The sequence below is a fragment of the Paraburkholderia sp. BL23I1N1 genome, from assembly GCF_003610295.1.
In the GTDB taxonomy this organism is placed as follows: domain Bacteria; phylum Pseudomonadota; class Gammaproteobacteria; order Burkholderiales; family Burkholderiaceae; genus Paraburkholderia.
This window is the reverse complement of record NZ_RAPV01000001.1, coordinates 3824580-3842859: the sequence shown is the minus strand read 5'-3', so window position 1 is coordinate 3842859 and position 18280 is coordinate 3824580. Positions and strand designations below refer to the sequence as shown.

General features: G+C 61.1%; 15 protein-coding genes. 4 read left to right on the top strand and 11 right to left on the bottom strand.

The annotated features are described in order from the left end of the window. Positions 1-8: 8 nt before the first annotated feature. The 3 genes from B0G76_RS17845 to B0G76_RS17835 all read right to left on the bottom strand — a co-directional run bounded on the left by B0G76_RS17845 (position 9) and on the right by B0G76_RS17835 (position 2377). A complete protein-coding gene (locus B0G76_RS17845) occupies positions 9-1304 on the bottom strand; it encodes a TolC family protein (RefSeq protein WP_120293776.1) in 1296 nt (431 codons plus the stop codon). 92 nt (positions 1305-1396) lie between these two features. Then, positions 1397-1759 (bottom strand): hypothetical protein, encoded by a 363-nt coding sequence (locus tag B0G76_RS17840; protein WP_120293775.1) that lies wholly within the window; start codon positions 1757-1759, stop codon positions 1397-1399. A 144-nt stretch (positions 1760-1903) separates the two neighbouring features. Continuing rightward, on the bottom strand, positions 1904-2377 hold the full coding sequence (locus B0G76_RS17835) for a hypothetical protein (protein WP_120293774.1): 474 nt from the start codon (positions 2375-2377) through the stop codon (positions 1904-1906). A gap of 821 nt (positions 2378-3198) precedes the next feature. Between B0G76_RS17835 and B0G76_RS17830 the strand changes: the two genes are divergently transcribed. After that, positions 3199-3549, top strand: a complete 351-nt coding sequence (locus tag B0G76_RS17830; protein ID WP_120293773.1) for a DOPA 4,5-dioxygenase family protein — start codon at positions 3199-3201, stop codon at positions 3547-3549. Positions 3550-3588: 39 nt separating this feature from the next. Here the strand turns inward: B0G76_RS17830 and B0G76_RS17825 are convergent, their stop codons facing one another. Together B0G76_RS17825 and B0G76_RS17820 are read right to left on the bottom strand one after the other, a co-directional pair. Then, complete coding sequence (locus B0G76_RS17825; protein ID WP_120296475.1) at positions 3589-3900, bottom strand: high-potential iron-sulfur protein; 312 nt, start codon at positions 3898-3900, stop codon at positions 3589-3591. A gap of 28 nt (positions 3901-3928) precedes the next feature. Continuing rightward, a complete protein-coding gene (locus B0G76_RS17820) occupies positions 3929-4618 on the bottom strand; it encodes a nitroreductase (RefSeq protein ID WP_120293772.1) in 690 nt (229 codons plus the stop codon). Between the two features lie 193 nt (positions 4619-4811). On the opposite strand from B0G76_RS17820, the gene B0G76_RS17815 reads away from it, so the two are divergent. Then, positions 4812-5807 carry an aldo/keto reductase gene (locus B0G76_RS17815; RefSeq protein ID WP_120293771.1) on the top strand — a complete coding sequence of 332 codons (996 nt, stop codon included), beginning with the start codon at positions 4812-4814 and terminating at the stop codon, positions 5805-5807. A gap of 64 nt (positions 5808-5871) precedes the next feature. Here B0G76_RS17815 and B0G76_RS17810 read toward each other — a convergent pair whose 3' ends face one another. The 5 genes from B0G76_RS17810 to B0G76_RS17790 all read right to left on the bottom strand — a co-directional run bounded on the left by B0G76_RS17810 (position 5872) and on the right by B0G76_RS17790 (position 13986). Further along, complete coding sequence (locus B0G76_RS17810; RefSeq protein ID WP_120293770.1) at positions 5872-6441, bottom strand: YbhB/YbcL family Raf kinase inhibitor-like protein; 570 nt, start codon at positions 6439-6441, stop codon at positions 5872-5874. 166 nt (positions 6442-6607) lie between these two features. Next, complete coding sequence (locus tag B0G76_RS17805) at positions 6608-7408, bottom strand: ROK family protein (RefSeq protein WP_120293769.1); 801 nt, start codon at positions 7406-7408, stop codon at positions 6608-6610. A 35-nt stretch (positions 7409-7443) separates the two neighbouring features. Next, complete coding sequence (gene zwf / locus B0G76_RS17800) at positions 7444-9054, bottom strand: glucose-6-phosphate dehydrogenase (protein ID WP_120293768.1); 1611 nt, start codon at positions 9052-9054, stop codon at positions 7444-7446. A gap of 21 nt (positions 9055-9075) precedes the next feature. Further along, positions 9076-11892 (bottom strand): MGH1-like glycoside hydrolase domain-containing protein, encoded by a 2817-nt coding sequence (locus B0G76_RS17795; RefSeq protein ID WP_120293767.1) that lies wholly within the window; start codon positions 11890-11892, stop codon positions 9076-9078. Positions 11893-11961: 69 nt separating this feature from the next. Further along, positions 11962-13986 carry an amylo-alpha-1,6-glucosidase gene (locus tag B0G76_RS17790; RefSeq protein ID WP_120293766.1) on the bottom strand — a complete coding sequence of 675 codons (2025 nt, stop codon included), beginning with the start codon at positions 13984-13986 and terminating at the stop codon, positions 11962-11964. A gap of 211 nt (positions 13987-14197) precedes the next feature. Here B0G76_RS17790 and B0G76_RS17785 point away from each other — a divergent pair, with 211 nt between their 5' ends. Together B0G76_RS17785 and B0G76_RS17780 are read left to right on the top strand one after the other, a co-directional pair. Then, positions 14198-14533: a hypothetical protein gene (locus B0G76_RS17785; protein WP_120296473.1), complete on the top strand. Its 336-nt coding sequence runs from the start codon at positions 14198-14200 to the stop codon at positions 14531-14533. A 63-nt stretch (positions 14534-14596) separates the two neighbouring features. Continuing rightward, complete coding sequence (locus B0G76_RS17780) at positions 14597-16729, top strand: phosphocholine-specific phospholipase C (RefSeq protein WP_120293765.1); 2133 nt, start codon at positions 14597-14599, stop codon at positions 16727-16729. 410 nt (positions 16730-17139) lie between these two features. Here the strand turns inward: B0G76_RS17780 and B0G76_RS17775 are convergent, their stop codons facing one another. Next, a complete protein-coding gene (locus B0G76_RS17775; RefSeq protein ID WP_120293764.1) occupies positions 17140-18258 on the bottom strand; it encodes a succinylglutamate desuccinylase/aspartoacylase family protein in 1119 nt (372 codons plus the stop codon). Positions 18259-18280: the final 22 nt, after the last annotated feature.

Here is an 18280-nt window from a genome sequence, read left to right as displayed (position 1 = left end):
GTTCTCCTTCACTGGCTGATGGACATCGACGCGGGCACAACCTGGTATTCGAGCTGGGCCCATGTCTGGGACACTTCGCGCCGAAGATCAAGCACCTGTAGTTGAGCGTCGAGCAACGCCCGTCGCACGGCAAACGCGTCCGCGAGCGAGCCGCTACCCGCCTGATAGGCCGCGGCAGCAAGCTGGACGCGGCGATCCGCAGCGGGCAGCAGAGAGTCCGTGAGATGCGCGATGCGCTCTCGGCCGCTGGCGAGCGTGGCCGACTGGGTGCGGATATCCGCTTCGACTTGCCGCTCGGCGTCTTCGTACATCAGTCGTGCTTTGGTGCCGAGTTCCGCCTTCTCCGCGGCGTCGCGGTCCTGGCGATTCTTGCGATTGATCGGCAGCGGAATGCTGACGCCAACCGACACCATGTTCGAGTACTGCCCGCCGCGCTGCTGATAAGAGACTTCCCACGTCCAGTTAGGACTGCGGTTGCTGTTGGCGACGGCCGTGTCGGCATCGGCTACCGCGATATCCCGCGAAGCTGCAATGAGCACCGGTTGAACGTCGCGCAGTTCGTCGGATGGCAGGGATGCAACATACAATTGCGGCGCGGGTGGATCGCCGCTCACGTCGGAAACGGGCGTGGCAGTCCAGCGGGACAGACCGATAAGAGCGGTTTGAAACGTCTGTTGGGCCTTGAGCTGCTGATCCTGCGTTTGCGCAAGCATCGCCTGGGCTTGCACGACGTCGACGGCCGTTGCCTTCGCTCCACGATAAGACGCTTGCGTCGCATCCAGTTCGTGCTGCATATGACGCACCAGATCCTGCTGCAACACGAGCGCCTGCTTGGCATAGACGGCGCTCAGCCACGCAGCCGCCGTTTGCTGCCGTGTATTCACGAGCTGCACCAGATATCCGGCGCGCTCGCGGTCCACCACATCGTTCGCCCGGGCGGTGCTCAGGCGGCGTTTATCGGCGGAGACCCATTCCTGTTCGATGCCGATACGGCGCATCGTCATGAAGTCCTGACCGATGGTGAACCGTTGCGGTCCGTTCACCGGCAGGTTGTCGATACCTGCTTTGAGCATCGGGTCGGGCAACTGCCCGGCCCGCGCTGCGGCATTGGAGCTGGCGCGCACGGATGCCTGCGCGGCCCCCATGGCGGAAGAACGGTCGGTCGCGGCCTGAAGCGCCGCGTCGAGCGTATAGCCTGGCTCCTGAGCGTGCGCCGCACCGCTCGCGAAAATCAGCGCGGCGCAAAGCGAGCGCGCGCGCAGTGGTGCACGCCGGTTTGACGGCGTGCGAAGAATGAATGGCATGTTCTAACCCCAACGGCGAACTCCCAAAGGGAGTCCACGTCCTGGACGCAGGACGACCTCACCGCAAATGCGGTGAACCTGTCAGCAAGGGATTAGATGGCGCGAGGAGGTCGCCACAAGCCGGTCGGCTCACGGACCGGCAGCGACTGCGAGTAGTGGAAAGCAACGGTGCTCGATAACCCGGCAGGGCGGGTTATGCCGGCCGGAGAGACCGGGTGATACAGACTGCCAAGCTGGCATTGCGCCGTTACTTTGCAGAAAAAGCTTTTGGCCTTTCCGGTCTGCGATGAAGGCTTGGACTCGCAGCCGGGCATGTCCGCCGACATCGAATCGCCTTCGTCGGCGTTCATGCTCATCTGCATGGGACATTCTCCAGTCAAGCCGCTGGCCGCCAGCCCACTAACGGGCAACGCAGCACACAGCAACAGGAGGAGCAAGGTCCGCAGAAATTTCATGACCGAGATTATAGCCGCGGTGCTTTAACCTCGGTACATCGGATTGGCAAGCAACAGAATTTGCGTCGAGATACAAAAACGCCCCGGGTAAGCAGGGCGTTCCTTGTTTGTGCGTTCGTTGCCGCAGAGCGGCGACGCGGTTTGTTAGGCAACCGCTTCGACAATTGCCTGCGCACGGGCCGATCTCATCAGCCCTTCAACCATCTTCGCTTCCGCGTTCGCGATTTCGCTCAACGATGCGGCGGACAGTTGGCCGTCGAGAATCGCCAGCGCCGTGCAAAGACGGGCGTATTCGCCGTCCTCGAGAATCCAGGCGCCGTCTTGATGCTCACGCGCGTCAAGCTGCACCATCGCCGCATGCGCGCTTTCGATATCGGCCAGAACGTCTTCTCCAAGACCCAGACGCGCCAATTCTTGCGACACCAGCAAATGCCGGCTCAAGGTCAGGTGCAAATCCCGCGAGCCGCGGCCGCGCTGGAATGCATCGAGGGCGGTGTAGCACTGCAGGAGCATCGCCGTGGTGACCGGCTCGTGGGCGGTGCGGCTATAGGTCAGCGCGCGCAGTAGCGGCGACATGGCCGGCTGGGTGTGCTTGCGGACTCGCGATTTACTGGACATATGAATTCAACCTCCTTCGCTAACTCTTGGCTTTGCCACCGAATGGTGTGTTCTCCGGTGACAAACGCCGCCGATACGCCGGCGGCTTGACAGGCCCTAATGTGAGTCTGTGCAGCCATCATGGCAAGCAACTATTAAGACAGACTTAAACGACTCAAAGTCTCGATTGCGCGTGACTTGTGCAGGACTTGCGCGTGACTTGTGCGTGACATCGCGCCGCGCGCGAGCAGAATGTCCCCTGCTGCGAGCCTGAAATGCAACTCTGCCATATAGGTTCGGACCGGCGAAATACAAGTCGTATTGGCCGCACGGACGAAAAAAAACCCTGTTCCCGCGAGGGAACAGGGTCGGACAGGATGGAGAGTCGTACAGGCGCGTGGATGCTTGCCGACCTATACCCACCACAAACTAACAAAGCTGTTGCTACTTGAACTGCTACTGCGTTACAGCTCGGTCCCTCGCTATCAACATCACCTCGCTGCAACCCCCTGCGGATTCGCGCGCATTGTTGCTTCGATCGCGCACTTTTTGCATTGCTTCGACTTCCTACTGCTTTACTGCCCTGCCACGTTAAACAACCGCGGCAAACTGCTATCAACGGTACGGTTCAAAACAACGCGGGGGAAGACCGCGTCGATGGGCTCGGTGACTTGTCGCTCCATGGAAAACAGTTTATGTGAGAGTGCGCGAATGCAATTGCGCGAAACGAGGGGAATTGGCAGGTCAATTTGCCGAATCGGCGCGTAGGTATGCGCCGCACGCGTCGGCGGAAACTCAAGCAGAATGGGTGTCTGATAAACGGAACCGGTACGGACCTTGTTATGACCCTTCGCGATATTTCGGCCATCGAAAGCTGGCACGCCCACGTTTACTTCGATTCAGACAGCCGCGACGCCGCGTGGGCTTTTCGCGAGCAGATCGAAGCACACTGGAACGGCAAACTGCAAATGGGCCGTTTTCACGAACGCCCGGTTGGGCCACATCCGATGTGGTCGTATCAGCTCGCGTTCGCGCAAGAGCAGTTCGCCGAACTCGTCGGCTGGCTCACGCTGAATCACGGCGCGCTCGATATTTTTCTGCACCCGAATACCGGCGACGCCTTGCGCGACCACCGTGACGCGGCGATTTGGATCGGTCATTCGCATGACCTGGTATTGAGCGCGTTGAACTAGGGCCACGGCGTTTTTTTAATCACCCCTGCCCGCGCGCGGTCACATATTCGAATACGAACTGCACCAGCCGCGCGCGGCGACCTGCTTGTCGCCGAACAGAGTGCAGCCGCCGTAGGTGTCCGTGGCTTTACCCTGGAACAGCGAGCAGTTGGCGCAGGTTTGCCCGGCGGTATAGGCCGGGAATTTCGCCTTGTCGACCATCGATGCATCTTCTTTATAGCCGACGGCTTGCGCCTTCGGATCAGCTTCGCTCAGTGTGTCCGCGGTGTCGGCGAAAGCAATGCGGGACAGCATGAGCGATGAGCTCATGCCCACACTCAGCATCAGAAAATGGCGGCGTGAGGTTTTCATCATGGTCCGAGGGGAAGTGGGGATACCGTCAATCCAGGAATCGCGTGAACCGTTCAACCGGTTCGCGCTCGGTGCGTAACGTATTGATCAGCGCGCTTTCGTCAGCGAAACCGAGCGACATGCCGCACACCAGTTGCTCTTCGTCCGGCAGCCCGAGATGCTCGGAAATCACGCGATGAAACGGCGTAAATGCTGCCTGCGGACAAGTATCGAGACCACGGCCGCGCGCCGCCGTCATGACCGCTTGCAAGAACATGCCGTAGTCCAGCCAGCTGCCGCGCTCCATCACCCGCTCGATCGAAAAGAACAGGCCGACCGGCGCACCGAAAAAACGATAGTTCTGAGCGTGCTGTTCATGCATGCGCGCCTTGTCGCCCTTTTCGATGCCCAGCAGGCCGTACAGATCCCAGCCAACCTTGCGGCGGCGATCGATATACGGCGACACCCATTGATGCGGGTAGTAGCGATACTCTTCCTGATACAGCGCGTCGCGCCGGGGATCGTTATAGGCGGCGACCAAAGTCTGCGACAGCCGGGCGAGCGACTCGCCCGTCATCACGTAAACCCTCCACGGTTGAGTGTTGGTGCCCGATGGCGCGCGGCTGGCCGTTTCGAGAATCGCTTCGATATCGGCGCGCGCGACCGGCGTGGGCAGAAAGGCGCGGATCGAGCGCCGCGACATCAGCGCGGCGTCGATCTGATTGGGGAGTGTGGTCATCGGCAGAATTCCGGCGGGGCCAACATTTTGGACGTCTGCGAAGATTCTAGCGCGGGTGCCTACTTTCCCGCTGGCGGGCGTGCAGGGTTCCGGGCGGGCGAGCCACGGGTGATCGAACGCGAAATCGCCACATCGTTTATCCTTTTTTCAACGCCGCATACCGCTACCGTTCCGTCCTGCTTCGGAGTTGACCATGCAATACCGCAAATTCGGCCGCACCGGCCTGACCGTTTCGCGCCTGTGCCTCGGCACGATGACCTTTGGCCTGCAAACTGAAGAAAACGATTCGCATCGCATTCTCGACACGGCGGCGGATGCCGGCGTGAACTTCATCGATACCGCCAACGTCTATCCGCTCGGCGGCGGCGAGAGCATTGCCGGGCGCACGGAGGAGATCGTCGGCCGGTGGCTGAAGGGCAAACGCGACCGCTTTATTCTGGCGACCAAGGCGGTTGGCAAGATGGGGCCGTCTGCGTGGGACCAGGGTGCGTCGCGCAAGCATCTGCTGGACGCGATCGACGCATCACTGCGGCGGCTCGGCACGGATTACGTGGACCTGTACCAGCTCCATTCCGACGACGCGAATACGCCGCTCGATGAAACGCTCGAGGCGCTGGACGTGATCGTACGATCGGGCAAGGCACGGTATATCGGCGTGTCGAATTTCCTGGCCTATCGGCTGGCGCGGGCTCTAGGCCGCGCCGATGTGTTGCGCGTGTCGCGATTTGTATCGGTGCAGCCCCGGTATAACCTGTTGTTCCGGCAGATCGAGAGAGAGTTGTTGCCGTTGGCGGATGAAGAGGAACTCGCCGTCATGCCTTACAACCCGCTGGCGGGTGGCTTGCTGACAGGCAAGCATCGGGTGGATGCAGCGCCCACGTCCGGGCGATTTACCGATACAGTCGGCAAGGCGGGGGCGATGTACCAGGAGCGGTACTGGCATCAGCGCGAGTTCGAAACGATCGAAAAGTTGAAGGCGATCGCGTCATCGACCGGCGAGTCGTTGACTCGGGTTTCGCTTGCCTGGGTGTTGGCCAATCCGCTGATTACCTCGGCGATTATTGGCGCCAGCCGCGCCGAGCAATTGAGCGATACGCTGGCTGCTCCGGAATTTGTGCTCGACGCGCATGTCAAGGCGCAGCTCGACGAGGTTAGTCTGGAATATCGATGGGGCGATGCCGCCAGGTAGTGTTTTGCTTCTTTGACGGCGGCGCTGGTTGGTTGCACGGCCGCCGCCGTCAAGGCAGGAGAAATCATCGTCCGTATCGCAGCACCGTACTGGTAGCGGCAAGCACATGATTCTTCATGGCCGCCTGCAACGCGTCCCGTGTCAAACCTGCCGGCAATGCGTCGGGCGGCAAATCAAGTGCATAAATCTGCACGGTGTAATGATGCGGAACCTCTCCGACGGGTGGACAGGGTCCGTAATATCCCGGGCCGCCCGTCCGGTTCGTTCCGGCCACACTGCCGGCCGGCGGCGTAGCGCCGGCATCAAGCCCGGTCGCCGAAGGCGCGACGCCATAGAGCACCCAGTGCACAATTCCCAATCCCTTTGCGCCGTCCGGGTCGAAAATCGTAATTGCGTAACTCTTCGTGCCGGCAGGTGCGTTCCGCCATTGCAAGGCCGGCGACACATTCCCGCCACCGCAATTGTTCGCGCTCGCCGCATGGCTCGAATCCAGCGTGCCGCCATCGGTCACACCCGGCGACGACAGCGCGAAGGCATCCGCCGCGCGGACATTGACCGCAGTTAAAGCCAGAGAAACGCAAACACTTGCAGCGAGCAGGCGTCGCGCAATGCTGGCGTCATTGATTCGAATCATCGTTGACCGTCCCTCGTTTCAGGTTTGATGGCTAGTCGAAAAAAAGCGGCCGCAGGGAAACGCGCGAGCGTAGGTGTCGCGGCACCGGATGGTCAAACGTATCGACCTGCCGCTTTATTCCGCCGACGCAACGTGAATCGCTCAACGACATCGCACGCATCACGTATCACTTGAACCGGCCAGTCCGCGCATTCGCCTCCGGCAACTGCCGCGTTTCACGCAATGACTTCGGATGCCACAGCCGCGCGCCGCCTTCTATTCCTGCATCGTTCGATACTGTCGCGACGTTCTCGGGCAACTTGAACGTCAACCGCGCCGCGTTGCCACCACCAATCCACAGCTTGTCGTAGTTCACCAGCGCATCGAGAATCCCGATCACCTTCTGCACCCGGCGATTCCAGCGCTTATTCCCCGTCTTCTCTCGCGCCGCGTCGCCGATGTACTCGTCGTACGCCACGCCCTTCTTGCTGACAGGATGATGCGCAAGCTCAAGGTGAGGCATCAGCTCGCCGTCGCGGAACATCGCCGTGCCCGCGCCTGTGCCAAGCGTCAGCACGAATTCGAGCCCATGACCTTCGATCGCGGCAAAGCCCTGCATCTCGGCATCATTGATCATCCGCACCGGCAAACCACCCAGGCGCTGCGCCAGCGAATCCGCTAGCGGGATGTCGTGCCAGCCTTCAACGCCAAAGTGTGGCGCCGTTAGAATGCGGTTGTTGCGCACCACGCCAGGAAAGCCGATCGACATCAGCGTGGGCGTCTCCTTTTTGACGAGCGGCTCGACCAGCTTCGCCAATGCATCGACCAGTTGATCCGGCGTGCACGGATGCGGCGTAGGCACGCGCAATCGGTCGGTTTTCATCTGCCCATCCGCATCGATGATCGCGGCTTTCAAGCCGGTGCCGCCCACGTCGATCGCCAGAATTCGCTCGGTACTGCTTTTTACTTTCGTCTTACGTGTGACCACGGTGTCCCCCGATTGTGTCGGTGCGTCTCATGGAGTTACTTCTTTTCGATTGCATCCTGTTTCAAAGGCCGCCATGCATGGCCGTCTCGTGCGAGCAGCGCGTCCGCTTCGGCAGGTCCCTCGCCGCCAGCCGCATAACCGTGCACCGGTATCGCACCGCCGGTCTTCGGGTGCAGCACATCGTCCACCGCGCACCAGCTTGTTTCGATGCTGTCGGCGCGCTGGAACAGTGTCTCGTCGCCCAGCATGCAGTCATATAGCAAGGTCTCGTAGCCGACATTGGCCTGGTCCGCGAAGAAGTCGGCGTAGTCGAATGACGATTGAACCGCGCCGACCCGCATCACTGGTCCCGGCGTCTTCACGTTGAAGTCGAAACTCGTGCCGTGCGCGGGATCGATGCGCAAGGTCAGCACATTCGGCGTCAGCGCGTCGACCGGCGTGTCGCGGAACAGGCGAAACGGCACCGGCTTGAGTTGCACCGATATCTCCGTGCGGCGCGCGGCAAGCCGCTTACCGGTGCGCAAATAGAACGGCACGCCCGCCCAGCGCCAGTTCTCGACATACACGCGCGCGGCGGCGTAGGTTTCCGTCGTGCTGCCCGGTGCGACGTCCGGTTCCTCACGATAGCCAACGCCCGCCGGCCCCTTTTCGTATTGACCGAAGACGACATCGTCAGCGGTCAACGGCAGGATCGCGTCGAAGATTTCAGCCTTCTTGTCGCGCACGGCTTCCGCATCGAACGAATTGGGCGGTTCCATGGCGACCATGCCGAGCAATTGAAACAGATGATTCGGCAGCATGTCGCGGAACGCGCCGGTCTGCTCGTAAAACTTGCCGCGCCCTTCCACGCCGATCGTTTCGGCGGCGGTGATCTGGACGCTGTCGATATGTTCGCGCCGCCAGATCGGCTCGAACAACGCGTTCGCGAAACGCACAGCGAGAATGCTCTGCACCGTGTCCTTGCCGAGAAAGTGATCGATGCGATACACCTGCGACTCGTTCGCATACGACAGGATGTGCGCGTTCAGATCGCGTGCCGAAGCGAGATCGGTGCCGAACGGCTTCTCGATCACGAGGCGGCGAAAGCCAGCCGCGCCACCCGCGCGGCCCTCGCCTTCTTTCAGCAAGCCCGCCTTGCCGAGATGCTCGACGATCGGCTTGAAAAAGCGCGAGCTGACCGCCAGGTAAAAAATCACATTGCCGCCCGACGATTGATCGAGCTTTTGCTTGAGCTTCGTGAACGTATCGTCGGTTTCGAACTCGCCGGCCATGTATTCGAGCCGCTGCGCGACCCAGTCCCACGCTGTGTCGTCGAGCTTGCCCGCGTGGAAGGTGCTGGCTTTGTCGGCGGCGAATTGCTGCAGCGACGTGTGCAGGTCTTCGCGCCATGCGCTCGTCTCGCGCGCGCCGTGATTCACGCCGATGATCTTCATGCCGTCGTCGAGCAGGCCGTCCACCGCGAGGTTATACAGCGCGGGCATCAGCAGGCGCTTGGTCAGGTCGCCGCCGGCACCGAAGATCACCAGCGTGCAAGACGGCGCGGGCCGCTTGCCGGCCGGCGACGACGGTCCCTCATGCGGACCCGCGCGGACTTTGCAACTGGGTTCGTGGCTCGTGGAAGTTGGGGTATTCGGAGTAGTCGACATGGGATTCGCCTAAGGAAGCCGTTACTTGGTCACCGCCGCTGCCAGCGCAGGCGCGGGTTCGGGCGCGGACTCGGGTGGGCATGCAGGAGCAGGCGCCGAAGTGGAGTTTGGCGATGTTGGTATGGGCGCCCGGTCCGGCTCGCCTGCCAGTGGCACACTGCCCGATGCGGCCACTGCCCTCGGTTGCAGGAGCAACGCCACCAGCCCGCTCCAGCCGGTTTGATGCGACGCGCCCACGCCGCGCCCGTTGTCGCCATGAAAATACTCATGGAACAGCACGAGATCGCGCGAACGCGGGTCAGCCTGCAAGAGTGGATACGCGCCCATCACCGGACGTTCACCGTTTTTGTCCTTCAGGAACAGGGTGGTCGCCCGGCGCGCCAGTTCATCGCCGATTTCGCTGAGCGAGAACTTCTGCCCCGAACCGGTCGGATATTCGACACGGAAATCATCGCCGTAATAGCGATGAAATTCGTACAGCGATTCAATCAGCAGATAGTTCACCGGCATCCACACCGGTCCACGCCAGTTCGAATTGCCGCCGAACACGCGCGTATCGGATTCGGCCGGCAGATACTTGACGGTGACGCGGGTGCCGTTGTGGTCAAACTCGAATGGATGGTCGCGATGGATTTGCGACAGCGCCCGCACGCCGTGATCGGAGAGGAATTCGCTTTCGTCGAGCGCACGGCGCAGCAATGCTTTCATCCGATGCCCGCGCAATAGCGAGAGCAGCAACGCATTGCCCTTGCCGGGCTGGTTCCAGCGCGAAACCAGCTTCGCCAGATCGGGGCGATGTTCAAGGAACCAGACGAGCCGCTCGCGCAGACCCGGCAAGTGACCATGCAGACGTTCTTCGAGCACATGTACGGCAAAAAGCGGAATCAGGCCGACGATCGAGCGCAGGCGCATGGGAATATTGCTGCCGTCGGGCAGGCGCAGCTTGTCGTAGAAAAATTCGTCTTCGCTGTCCCATAGGCCGGTATCGCAGCCGTCGTCGCAACTCACGGCCTCGGCGATATACAGGAAGTGCTCGAAGAACTTCACGCCGATATCGACGAACACGTGGTTCGCATACGCCAGTTCGAGCGCGATCCGCATCAGGTCGAGCGCGTACGCGGCCATCCACGCGGTACCGTCGGCCTGATCGATATGGCCGCCGGTAGGTAGCGGCGACGAGCGGTCGAAAATGCCGACGTTGTCCAGCCCGAGAAAGCCGCCCTGGAAAATGTTGCGACCGTCCGCATCCTTGCGGTTCACCCACCACGTGAAGTTCAGCAGCAGCTTGTGGAAGACAAGTTCCAGAAAATCGCGATCCGCTTTGCCCGTGAGCGCACGGTCGATTTCATACACGCGCCACGCAGCCCAGGCATGCACAGGGGGATTCGCGTCGCCGAGCGCCCATTCGTAGGCGGGCATCTGGCCGTTCGGATGCTGAAAACGGTCCTTCACCAGCAGCAGCAATTGACGCTTGGCAAACGCGGGATCGATCAGCGCGAACGCAGTCGCATGAAACGCCAGGTCCCACGACGCGTACCACGGGTATTCCCACTTATCGGGCATCGACACGATGTCCGCGTTGCACAGATGCCGCCAGTCCACATTGCGGCCGCGCTTGCGGGACTCCGGCGGCCTGGGTTGCAGCGGATCGCCTTCGAGCCAGCGCTGCACGTCGTACTGGTAGTACTGCTTGGACCACAACATGCCGGCGAGCGCCTGGCGCTGCACAAGGCGCGCGTCGGGATCGTCGATCTCGTGTTGCAGCGCGCCATAGAACTCGTCGGCCTCGGCAATGCGGTGAGCGAACACCGCATCGGCATCGAGTTGCACGTTATCGGGACTCGACTGCGGACGCCAGCGCATGTACACCACCGCGCGGCCATGCGGGCCGAGCTTGATCGATGCGTGCGCGCCCGCCTTGGTGCCGGCGTCGCGGCGTATCGCCTGTTCGTCGCCGTGGACGAGGTAGTCATTGAAGCCGTCCTTGAACGGCCCGGCGCCGTCCATGTTGAACAGGCGCTTGACGTTGGTGTCGTTCTCGCAGAACAGCCACGCCATCTGCGGCGCGTCTTTCGACCACGCTGTCACGACGATCGGCTCATGGCCATGCTGACGGCCGGTCACGTAAGCCTCACCGTCGTGGTCCTTGCCTGCTACGAGCGACGGCTTGTCCTTGTTCTCCTTCCACGACCACGAATTGCGCGCCCAGATCTGCGGCAGCACGTCGAGCGAGGCCGCCTCGCCGGCACGATTCTCGATCGTGACGCGCATCAGGATGTCGTCGGGCGTATGTTTCGCGTATTCGACCTGCACGTCGAAGTAACACAGATCGTCGAACACGCCGGTGTCGAGGATTTCGTATTCCGGCATGTCACCGCCACGCCGCGCGTTTTCCTCAACCAGGTTCTCGTACGGAAAGGCGGCGTGCGGATACTTGTAGAGCATCCGCATGTACGAATGCGTAGGTGTGCCATCGACGTAGAAGTACAGCTCCTTCACATCCTCGCCGTGATTGCCCTGCGCGTTGGTGAGGCCGAACAGACGCTCCTTCAGGATCGGGTCTTTGCGGTTCCACAGCGCGAGCGACACACACCAGCTGAGTTTGTCGTCGCCGAAACCGGCGATGCCGTCTTCGCCCCAACGGTAGGCGCGGCTGCGCGCGTGATCGTGCGGAAAGTGGTCCCAGGCGGTGCCGTCCGCGCTGTAATCCTCGCGCACGGTGCCCCACTGACGCTCGCTGAGGTACGGCCCCCAGCGCTGCCAATGGGCGCAGTCGGCGGAATGGAGGCGGGAGCCTTCGATCGTGGCGAACAGATTGGCAGCGCGCAGCGGTGGCATGACGATGTCCTTGCGACGGGCCTGGCGGTGGGATTCACATCGTAGCGCGGTTTAGGCGGCGATGGGCTCCTACCGGGCAAGCAGGTTTTCGATGCGCAGCAACTCCCCCAGCGACCATGCCTGAAACGGTGTGCCGGCGGGCGTGTGCGGCGCGTCGCCGTCGGCGATTTCGGAGAGATGGTCGAGGCCGGCGTGATCGAGATGCGCGTACAGGGGGGCGAGAAAACGCGCTGTGGCTTGTGCACGGGCATCTGGCTCGGTACCGTGAACCCGTAGCCATGCTTCGACGAACGGGCCTAGCAGCCATGGCCAGACCGTCCCTTGATGATAGGCGCCATCGCGCTCCAGCGGCGTGCCGCCATAGTGCCCGCGGTAGGCCGGATCGGACGGGGCCAGTGTTCTGAGGCCAAGCGGCGTGAGCAATTGCGCTTCGACCTGATCGACCACGGCCCGCGCAGCCGCGCCTTCGAGTAACGGAAATGGCAGACCGCCTACGGCGAAAATCTGGTTCGGGCGGATCGAGCGATCGACCGTGCCTTGCACAAAATCCACGTCGACGATGTCGACCAGCGTTTGCGTCGACGGATCGGTGAAGCGTTCATGAAACGCTTGCAACGCTCGCTGCGCAGATTGCTGCCACTGCGGATTCCACGTTGCTGCAATGCGCAATGCGTTGATCCAGAGCGCCTGCACTTCCACCGGTTTGCCGATGCGCGGCGTGACCACCCAGTCGCCGACCTTTGCATCCATCCACGTAAGCTGTACGCCTGGAACGCCGGCGCTGAGAAGGCCGTCGTCGGCGGATGCCTTGATGTTGAAGCGCGTGCCGTTCGTGTAACCCGTGAGGATGGCTTCGACTGCCTGCTGCAGGCGCGCTTGGGTGTCGGCCTTTGCGTGGTTCGTTGCCAGATAGTCGTGGACGGCGATGACAAACCATAACGATGCATCGACGGAGTTGTATTCCGGGGTATCGCCATAGTCGGGGAAACGATTCGGCAGCATGCCTTCGGACAAGGTGCCTGACCATCCGAGCAGGATCGCTTCGGCTTCGTCGAGGCGGCCCGTCACGATCAGCAGGCCGCGCATGGCGATGAACGTGTCACGGCCCCAATCGGTGAACCACGGAAAGCCGGCGAGGATCGTGCGGCCTTGGTTACGTGCTACGACGTAGGAGTCGGCGGAGCGCTGCAGGCGCGAGCCGAGTGCGCAACGGCGCTGCTGTTCGATGCGCGCGAGTTCGGTTGCGTGGGCGGTGGCTGATTGGGTGCTTAGTGATTCGGTTACACGTGCGGCAGTGCCAGCCGGTTCCGTTGCGTAGCTGGCTGTCTTCGTGCCTGTCGGCGCTGACGATTCGATCGACGCGCTAAAGATCATCACCGCTTCGCCATCAGCGAGATCGAAGCTGAACACGCCGGGCGTGGCGAGGTCTTCGCTGAAATCCAGGCCCCGCTCGCGCTCGCGAACGTAGCAAAAGTTCCGGTACCAATCAGGCGCGTGCATGTAGACGCCGTTTGTTACAGCGTTGATGACCGGCAGGTCGCCATAGGGTTGCCAACTCGCACAGGCCAGGTCGCCACTCGTCTGCGCGTTGAAGTTGAACGCGGAATTCTCGTGGTGCAGCGCGTGATAGTCGCGGCCGGACAGCAAAGGCCTGACTTTCAGACTGAACGCGCTCGCAGCGGTCGCTACTCCCGAACCTTCCAGCCGCCAGCGCAGAACAGTTTCGCCCGTCGCCTTGCTCACGAATACTTTAGCCGTCATCACGCTCTGCGAATCAGGCTGGAAGCGCCACGTGGGCCATGGCTCGGTACTAAACGCGAGGAGACTCGCGCTCAGGTCCGGATAGATCACGTCCGGCACGTAGCGCTGCATGCTCAATGGATAACGCTTGCCGTCCGCTTCGAGCCACGCCTCGATGCCGTTGACTAGCACCACGCGCCCGCCGGGCGCACGCGTGGCGGTAAGCAGCAACGCGTGATAGCGGCGCGTGCGCAGCGTGCCGACGGTTCCCGATGCGAAGCCGCCGAAGCCGTCTGTTTCGAGCCATTCGTCTTCGAGACGCGTGATGTCGAAAGGTCTGTCGATGTGTGTCATGCGCGTACCGGAGTGATGCAAACCGCAATTCTTTCGGTGTGCCTGGACTTCAGGCGGGTGGCGCTACGGTGACTATTCTCCTGCTTATCGCTTTCCGCTTCCTTTCGATTATCTGACGCGAATTGTTAAGCTTTGTTCACTCGCAAACGTTTCACAATTATTTCTCGAAAGGAATGGAGACTGCATTCGCAGCCACAAAATGGATGCAGACATGAGAACAGACACTCGCCTGGTCAGCGTCGCTTTCGTTGCAATTGCGACTTTCGCGTTGAGCGGTTGCGGCGCCGACGACTCCACCTCGGTCTCGACGTCTTCAACGTCTTCATCACCGGGCGCCGCTAATAACGATGCTGCGCAAAGCGCCACGCTAGCCCCCGCGGTTGGCATGCTCAATGCATCAGCGCCACTCGCAGCCGAGCCCGCTGCCGGGTCTGCTGCCGCCTCCGACGCCATCACCCAGATCATGCAAGCCAGTCTCGCTGCCGACAGCCAGCAAGTCGCGCCCGTGATGCATTACGCACCGGGCGACAACGCCAATAGCAACTGACCTGACTCCACCGGCGCGCGCGTGGCGCGCTATTCTTTCTCTACTCGCAGAAGGTGATATTCGATGACATCAAATAGCCGTCGCCGTTTCCTGCAGACCGTGGCTTCATCCGCCGGCGCTGCTGCCGCGCTGACCGCGCTGCCCGAGTCCATTCGCAACGCGCTTGCCGTGCCCGCGTTTTCGCGCACCGGCACGATCCGCGATGTCGAGCACATTGTCGTTTTCATGCAGGAGAACCGTTCCTTCGACCACTACTTCGGCCATCTGCGCGGCGTACGTGGCTATAACGACCGCTTCCCGATTCCGCTGCCGGGCGGCCAGCAACCCGTGTGGTACCAGCCGTCGAAAGAAAACGCGGCGCAACCTGTGCTGCCGTTCCATCTGAACACGCAGACGACCAGCGCGCAATGCATCGGCGATCTCGACCACTCGTGGTACCCGACGCACTACGCGATCAACAACGGCGCGTACAACCAGTGGCCCCAGTACAAGACCGACATGACGATGGGCTACTACTTGCGTAGCGACATTCCCTTCCACTACGCACTAGCCGACGCCTTTACGGTTTGCGATGCTTACTTCTGTTCGCTGCCGGGGCCGACGCACCCGAACCGTTCGTACCTGATGACCGGCATGGTCGATCCGACCGGCACGATGGGGGGCCCGCTGCTCGACAACAGCGACTACGTCGACGGCGACGGACCGCCGAATTATCAATTGCTCTCGTGGACCACGTACCCGGAGCGTCTGCAAGCCGCGGGCATCACATGGCAGATCTACCAACAAGGTCTCACTGGCGCGGACCCGTTGAACGGCAACTATGGCACCAACGTTCTGCAAAACTTCGCGAACTTCATCAACGCGCAGCCGGGTTCGCCGTTGTACGAGCGCGCGCAGACGGTGCGCACGATCACGGACCTGAAGAACGACGTGCTCGCGGGTAATCTGCCACAGGTATCGTGGCTGTGCCCGCCCGCTGCCTATCCGGAACATCCGAGCTATACGCCCGCCTACGGCGCGGAATACACGTCGCAGATTCTCGATGCATTGACGTCGAGTCCCGAAGTGTGGAGCAAGACCGTGCTGTTCATCATGTACGATGAGAACGACGGCTTCTTCGACCACCTCGTGCCGCCGCAACCGGCGACGACACCGGCACAAGGCCAGTCGACGGTCAGCACCGACGGCGAGATTCACAACGTGGTCAATCCTGCGCGTGGCGGCACGTACACGGCAGACGGTTTGCCGTACGGCCTCGGCCCACGCGTACCGATGACGATCGTGTCGCCGTGGAGCAAGGGTGGATTTGTATGCTCGCAGGTGTTCGACCATACGTCGGTGATTCGCTTCATCGAAACGCGCTTTGGCGTGTATGAGCCGAATATCACGGCATGGCGCCGTGCGGTGTGCGGCGATCTGACGACAGCGTTTGACTTTCGCACGCCGGACGCCAGCGTGCCGCCGCTCCCGGATACGAGCAACTATCAGCAGATCGCCAACGAGTGTACGTCGCAGCCGAAACCCACGGTGCCTGCGACGCCAGTCGCATTCGATCCGCAGGAATCGGGCATTCGTTTCGCTCGTGCGTTGCCGTACGAATTGCACGTGAACGGTCACGCGGATGTGAAGAAGAACACGTTCGAGATCGTGCTTGCCAACACCGGCGGTCAAGGCGCGCATTTCTACGTGTACTCGACGAATCGCACGGATGGCCCGTGGCGCTATACGGTCGAGGCCGGCAAGTCGCTCAACGAGACCTTCGATCTGACGACGACGAACGGCGTGTACGCGGTCGAGGTGTTCGGGCCGAACGGCTTCGTGCGCAAGTTTGAGGGCAATACGCAGCAGGCGACGGGTGGGCGCGGCCACAATAAACCCGCGCTACCGGAGATCAAGGTGCAGTACGACGTTGCGAACGGCAATGTGTTTTTGAAGTTCAGCAACAAGGGCGGCGGCGTTGCGCGATTGACGGTGACGGACAACGCGTATGGGGCACGGACGCGTCCGGTGCTGGTCCCGGCGGAGGCACATATCGAAGAGGCGTGGGTGCTGGCGTCGAGCCATCACTGGTACGACTTGACGGTGACGAGCAATGACGACGCCAGCTTCTCGCGTCGTCTGGCGGGGCACGTGGAAAATGGCCGGCCGAGCATTAGCGATCCGGCGGCCGTGGCGCCGGTGCTGGTGGTGAATTAAGGGCTGGGGGTTGCGAACTGGGCTTCGGTTGGGCGGCTGCTTGTTGGACCACTCGATCGAAGCCCGGACGAAGTACGGAGCGTCGGGCGAACCTCCCACGAAACCAAACAGATGGTTCAATGAAGTACGCGTCGGCGCGCGCAGCGCCGCCGGAAGTATGAGTGCTTTGTCACTCACGCCGAATGTGCGAGAACCCAGATTCCAGATGCACCACTACCGTGACTGTGCGGGGGACCCGCTTATAAGCTCGCGGTGTGAGCCGCTTTCTTTTGCCTACTTTTCTTTGCGGCAGGCAAAGAAAAGTAGGTGCTGCCCCGCACAGGGGCGACACTAATAGACCACTAAGAAAACAAGGAAAGGCCAACACCCCAAGCGAACAGACAAAAAGCGCCGCGAAGGCAAAAAAACCGTCACGCCCCCAACAAAACCCCAGTCCTAAAAGCCGTCACCCCAGTCACCCGCCCCAACGGCGCCCCAGCCGTAACAAATCGAATCGCTCGCCGCATATAGAACACACCGTCTGTATTACTAACAAGCGTAGTCGTCTCATCAGTCAACGGATCGACAATATCGAACAGCGCCTGCCCGACGCGAATCATGTCCCCAATCTTCGCCCGATGAACAAGAATCCCACTAACGGGCGCATAAAACTGCTCACTTCCAGCAAGCGGCGTCGCAGGCGACAACAACTCGGGCAACGGTTTAACAACATCAAGCTTGATAGCGTTCCGCCAGACCAGATAATCGATCAACGCGTCAGCGTCCTCCTGCGCGACTTCATAAGAAACATCCCGCTGCCCACGGCACTCCACCGTCACAGCAATCGTCCCATTCGGCACAGGCTTATCAGCGGGCATTTCCTGTTGCAACGTCCACCACAACAAGCTATGCGTCTCATCGAAAGACTCACCACCCGAGTTAGTAGCCAGCAACGAAGCCTGCGCCCCCAAATACCGCGACAAAGCCTCAAACTCAGGCCACGCAGCCTCACTGGTATACAGATGCATTGCCGCTTCCAAAGAGCAATGCAAATCGATCACCACATCCGCATCGAAAGAGAGCTTCAGCAACGCCAATTGCAGCGACTCAAATTCAGTCAACGGTTTCTGTTCAGCCAACTCAGCCGCGATCAACTCACGAACAATCCGCCGATTCTCCACAGCATCCGAACCCAAAACCTCCTTAGCCCGCGCCACCAACTTCGAAAACTGCGGAAAATGTCGATTGAAGTTCTTGCCACTGCCCAGATCGAAACGCCCGAGAAACTGCCCGAGCACATACTGCCCAAGCCCTACGGGATTCGCCACCGGCACCAGCACAATCTCGGCGTTCAACGCGCCCTGCTTCTCCAGCTCAGTCAATCGACGCTTAAGCAAAACCGTCGTCAACATCGCTGGCGTTTCATCAGCATGCAACGACGATTGGATGTAAATCTTCTGTCCGCTATCCGCAGGACCAAAATGAAACGACACCAGTTCACGGTGCGTACCGATAGCCGGCGATAGAAGCGGAATCGATTGCTTATTCATGAGCGCAAGGTTTAAAAAGAGA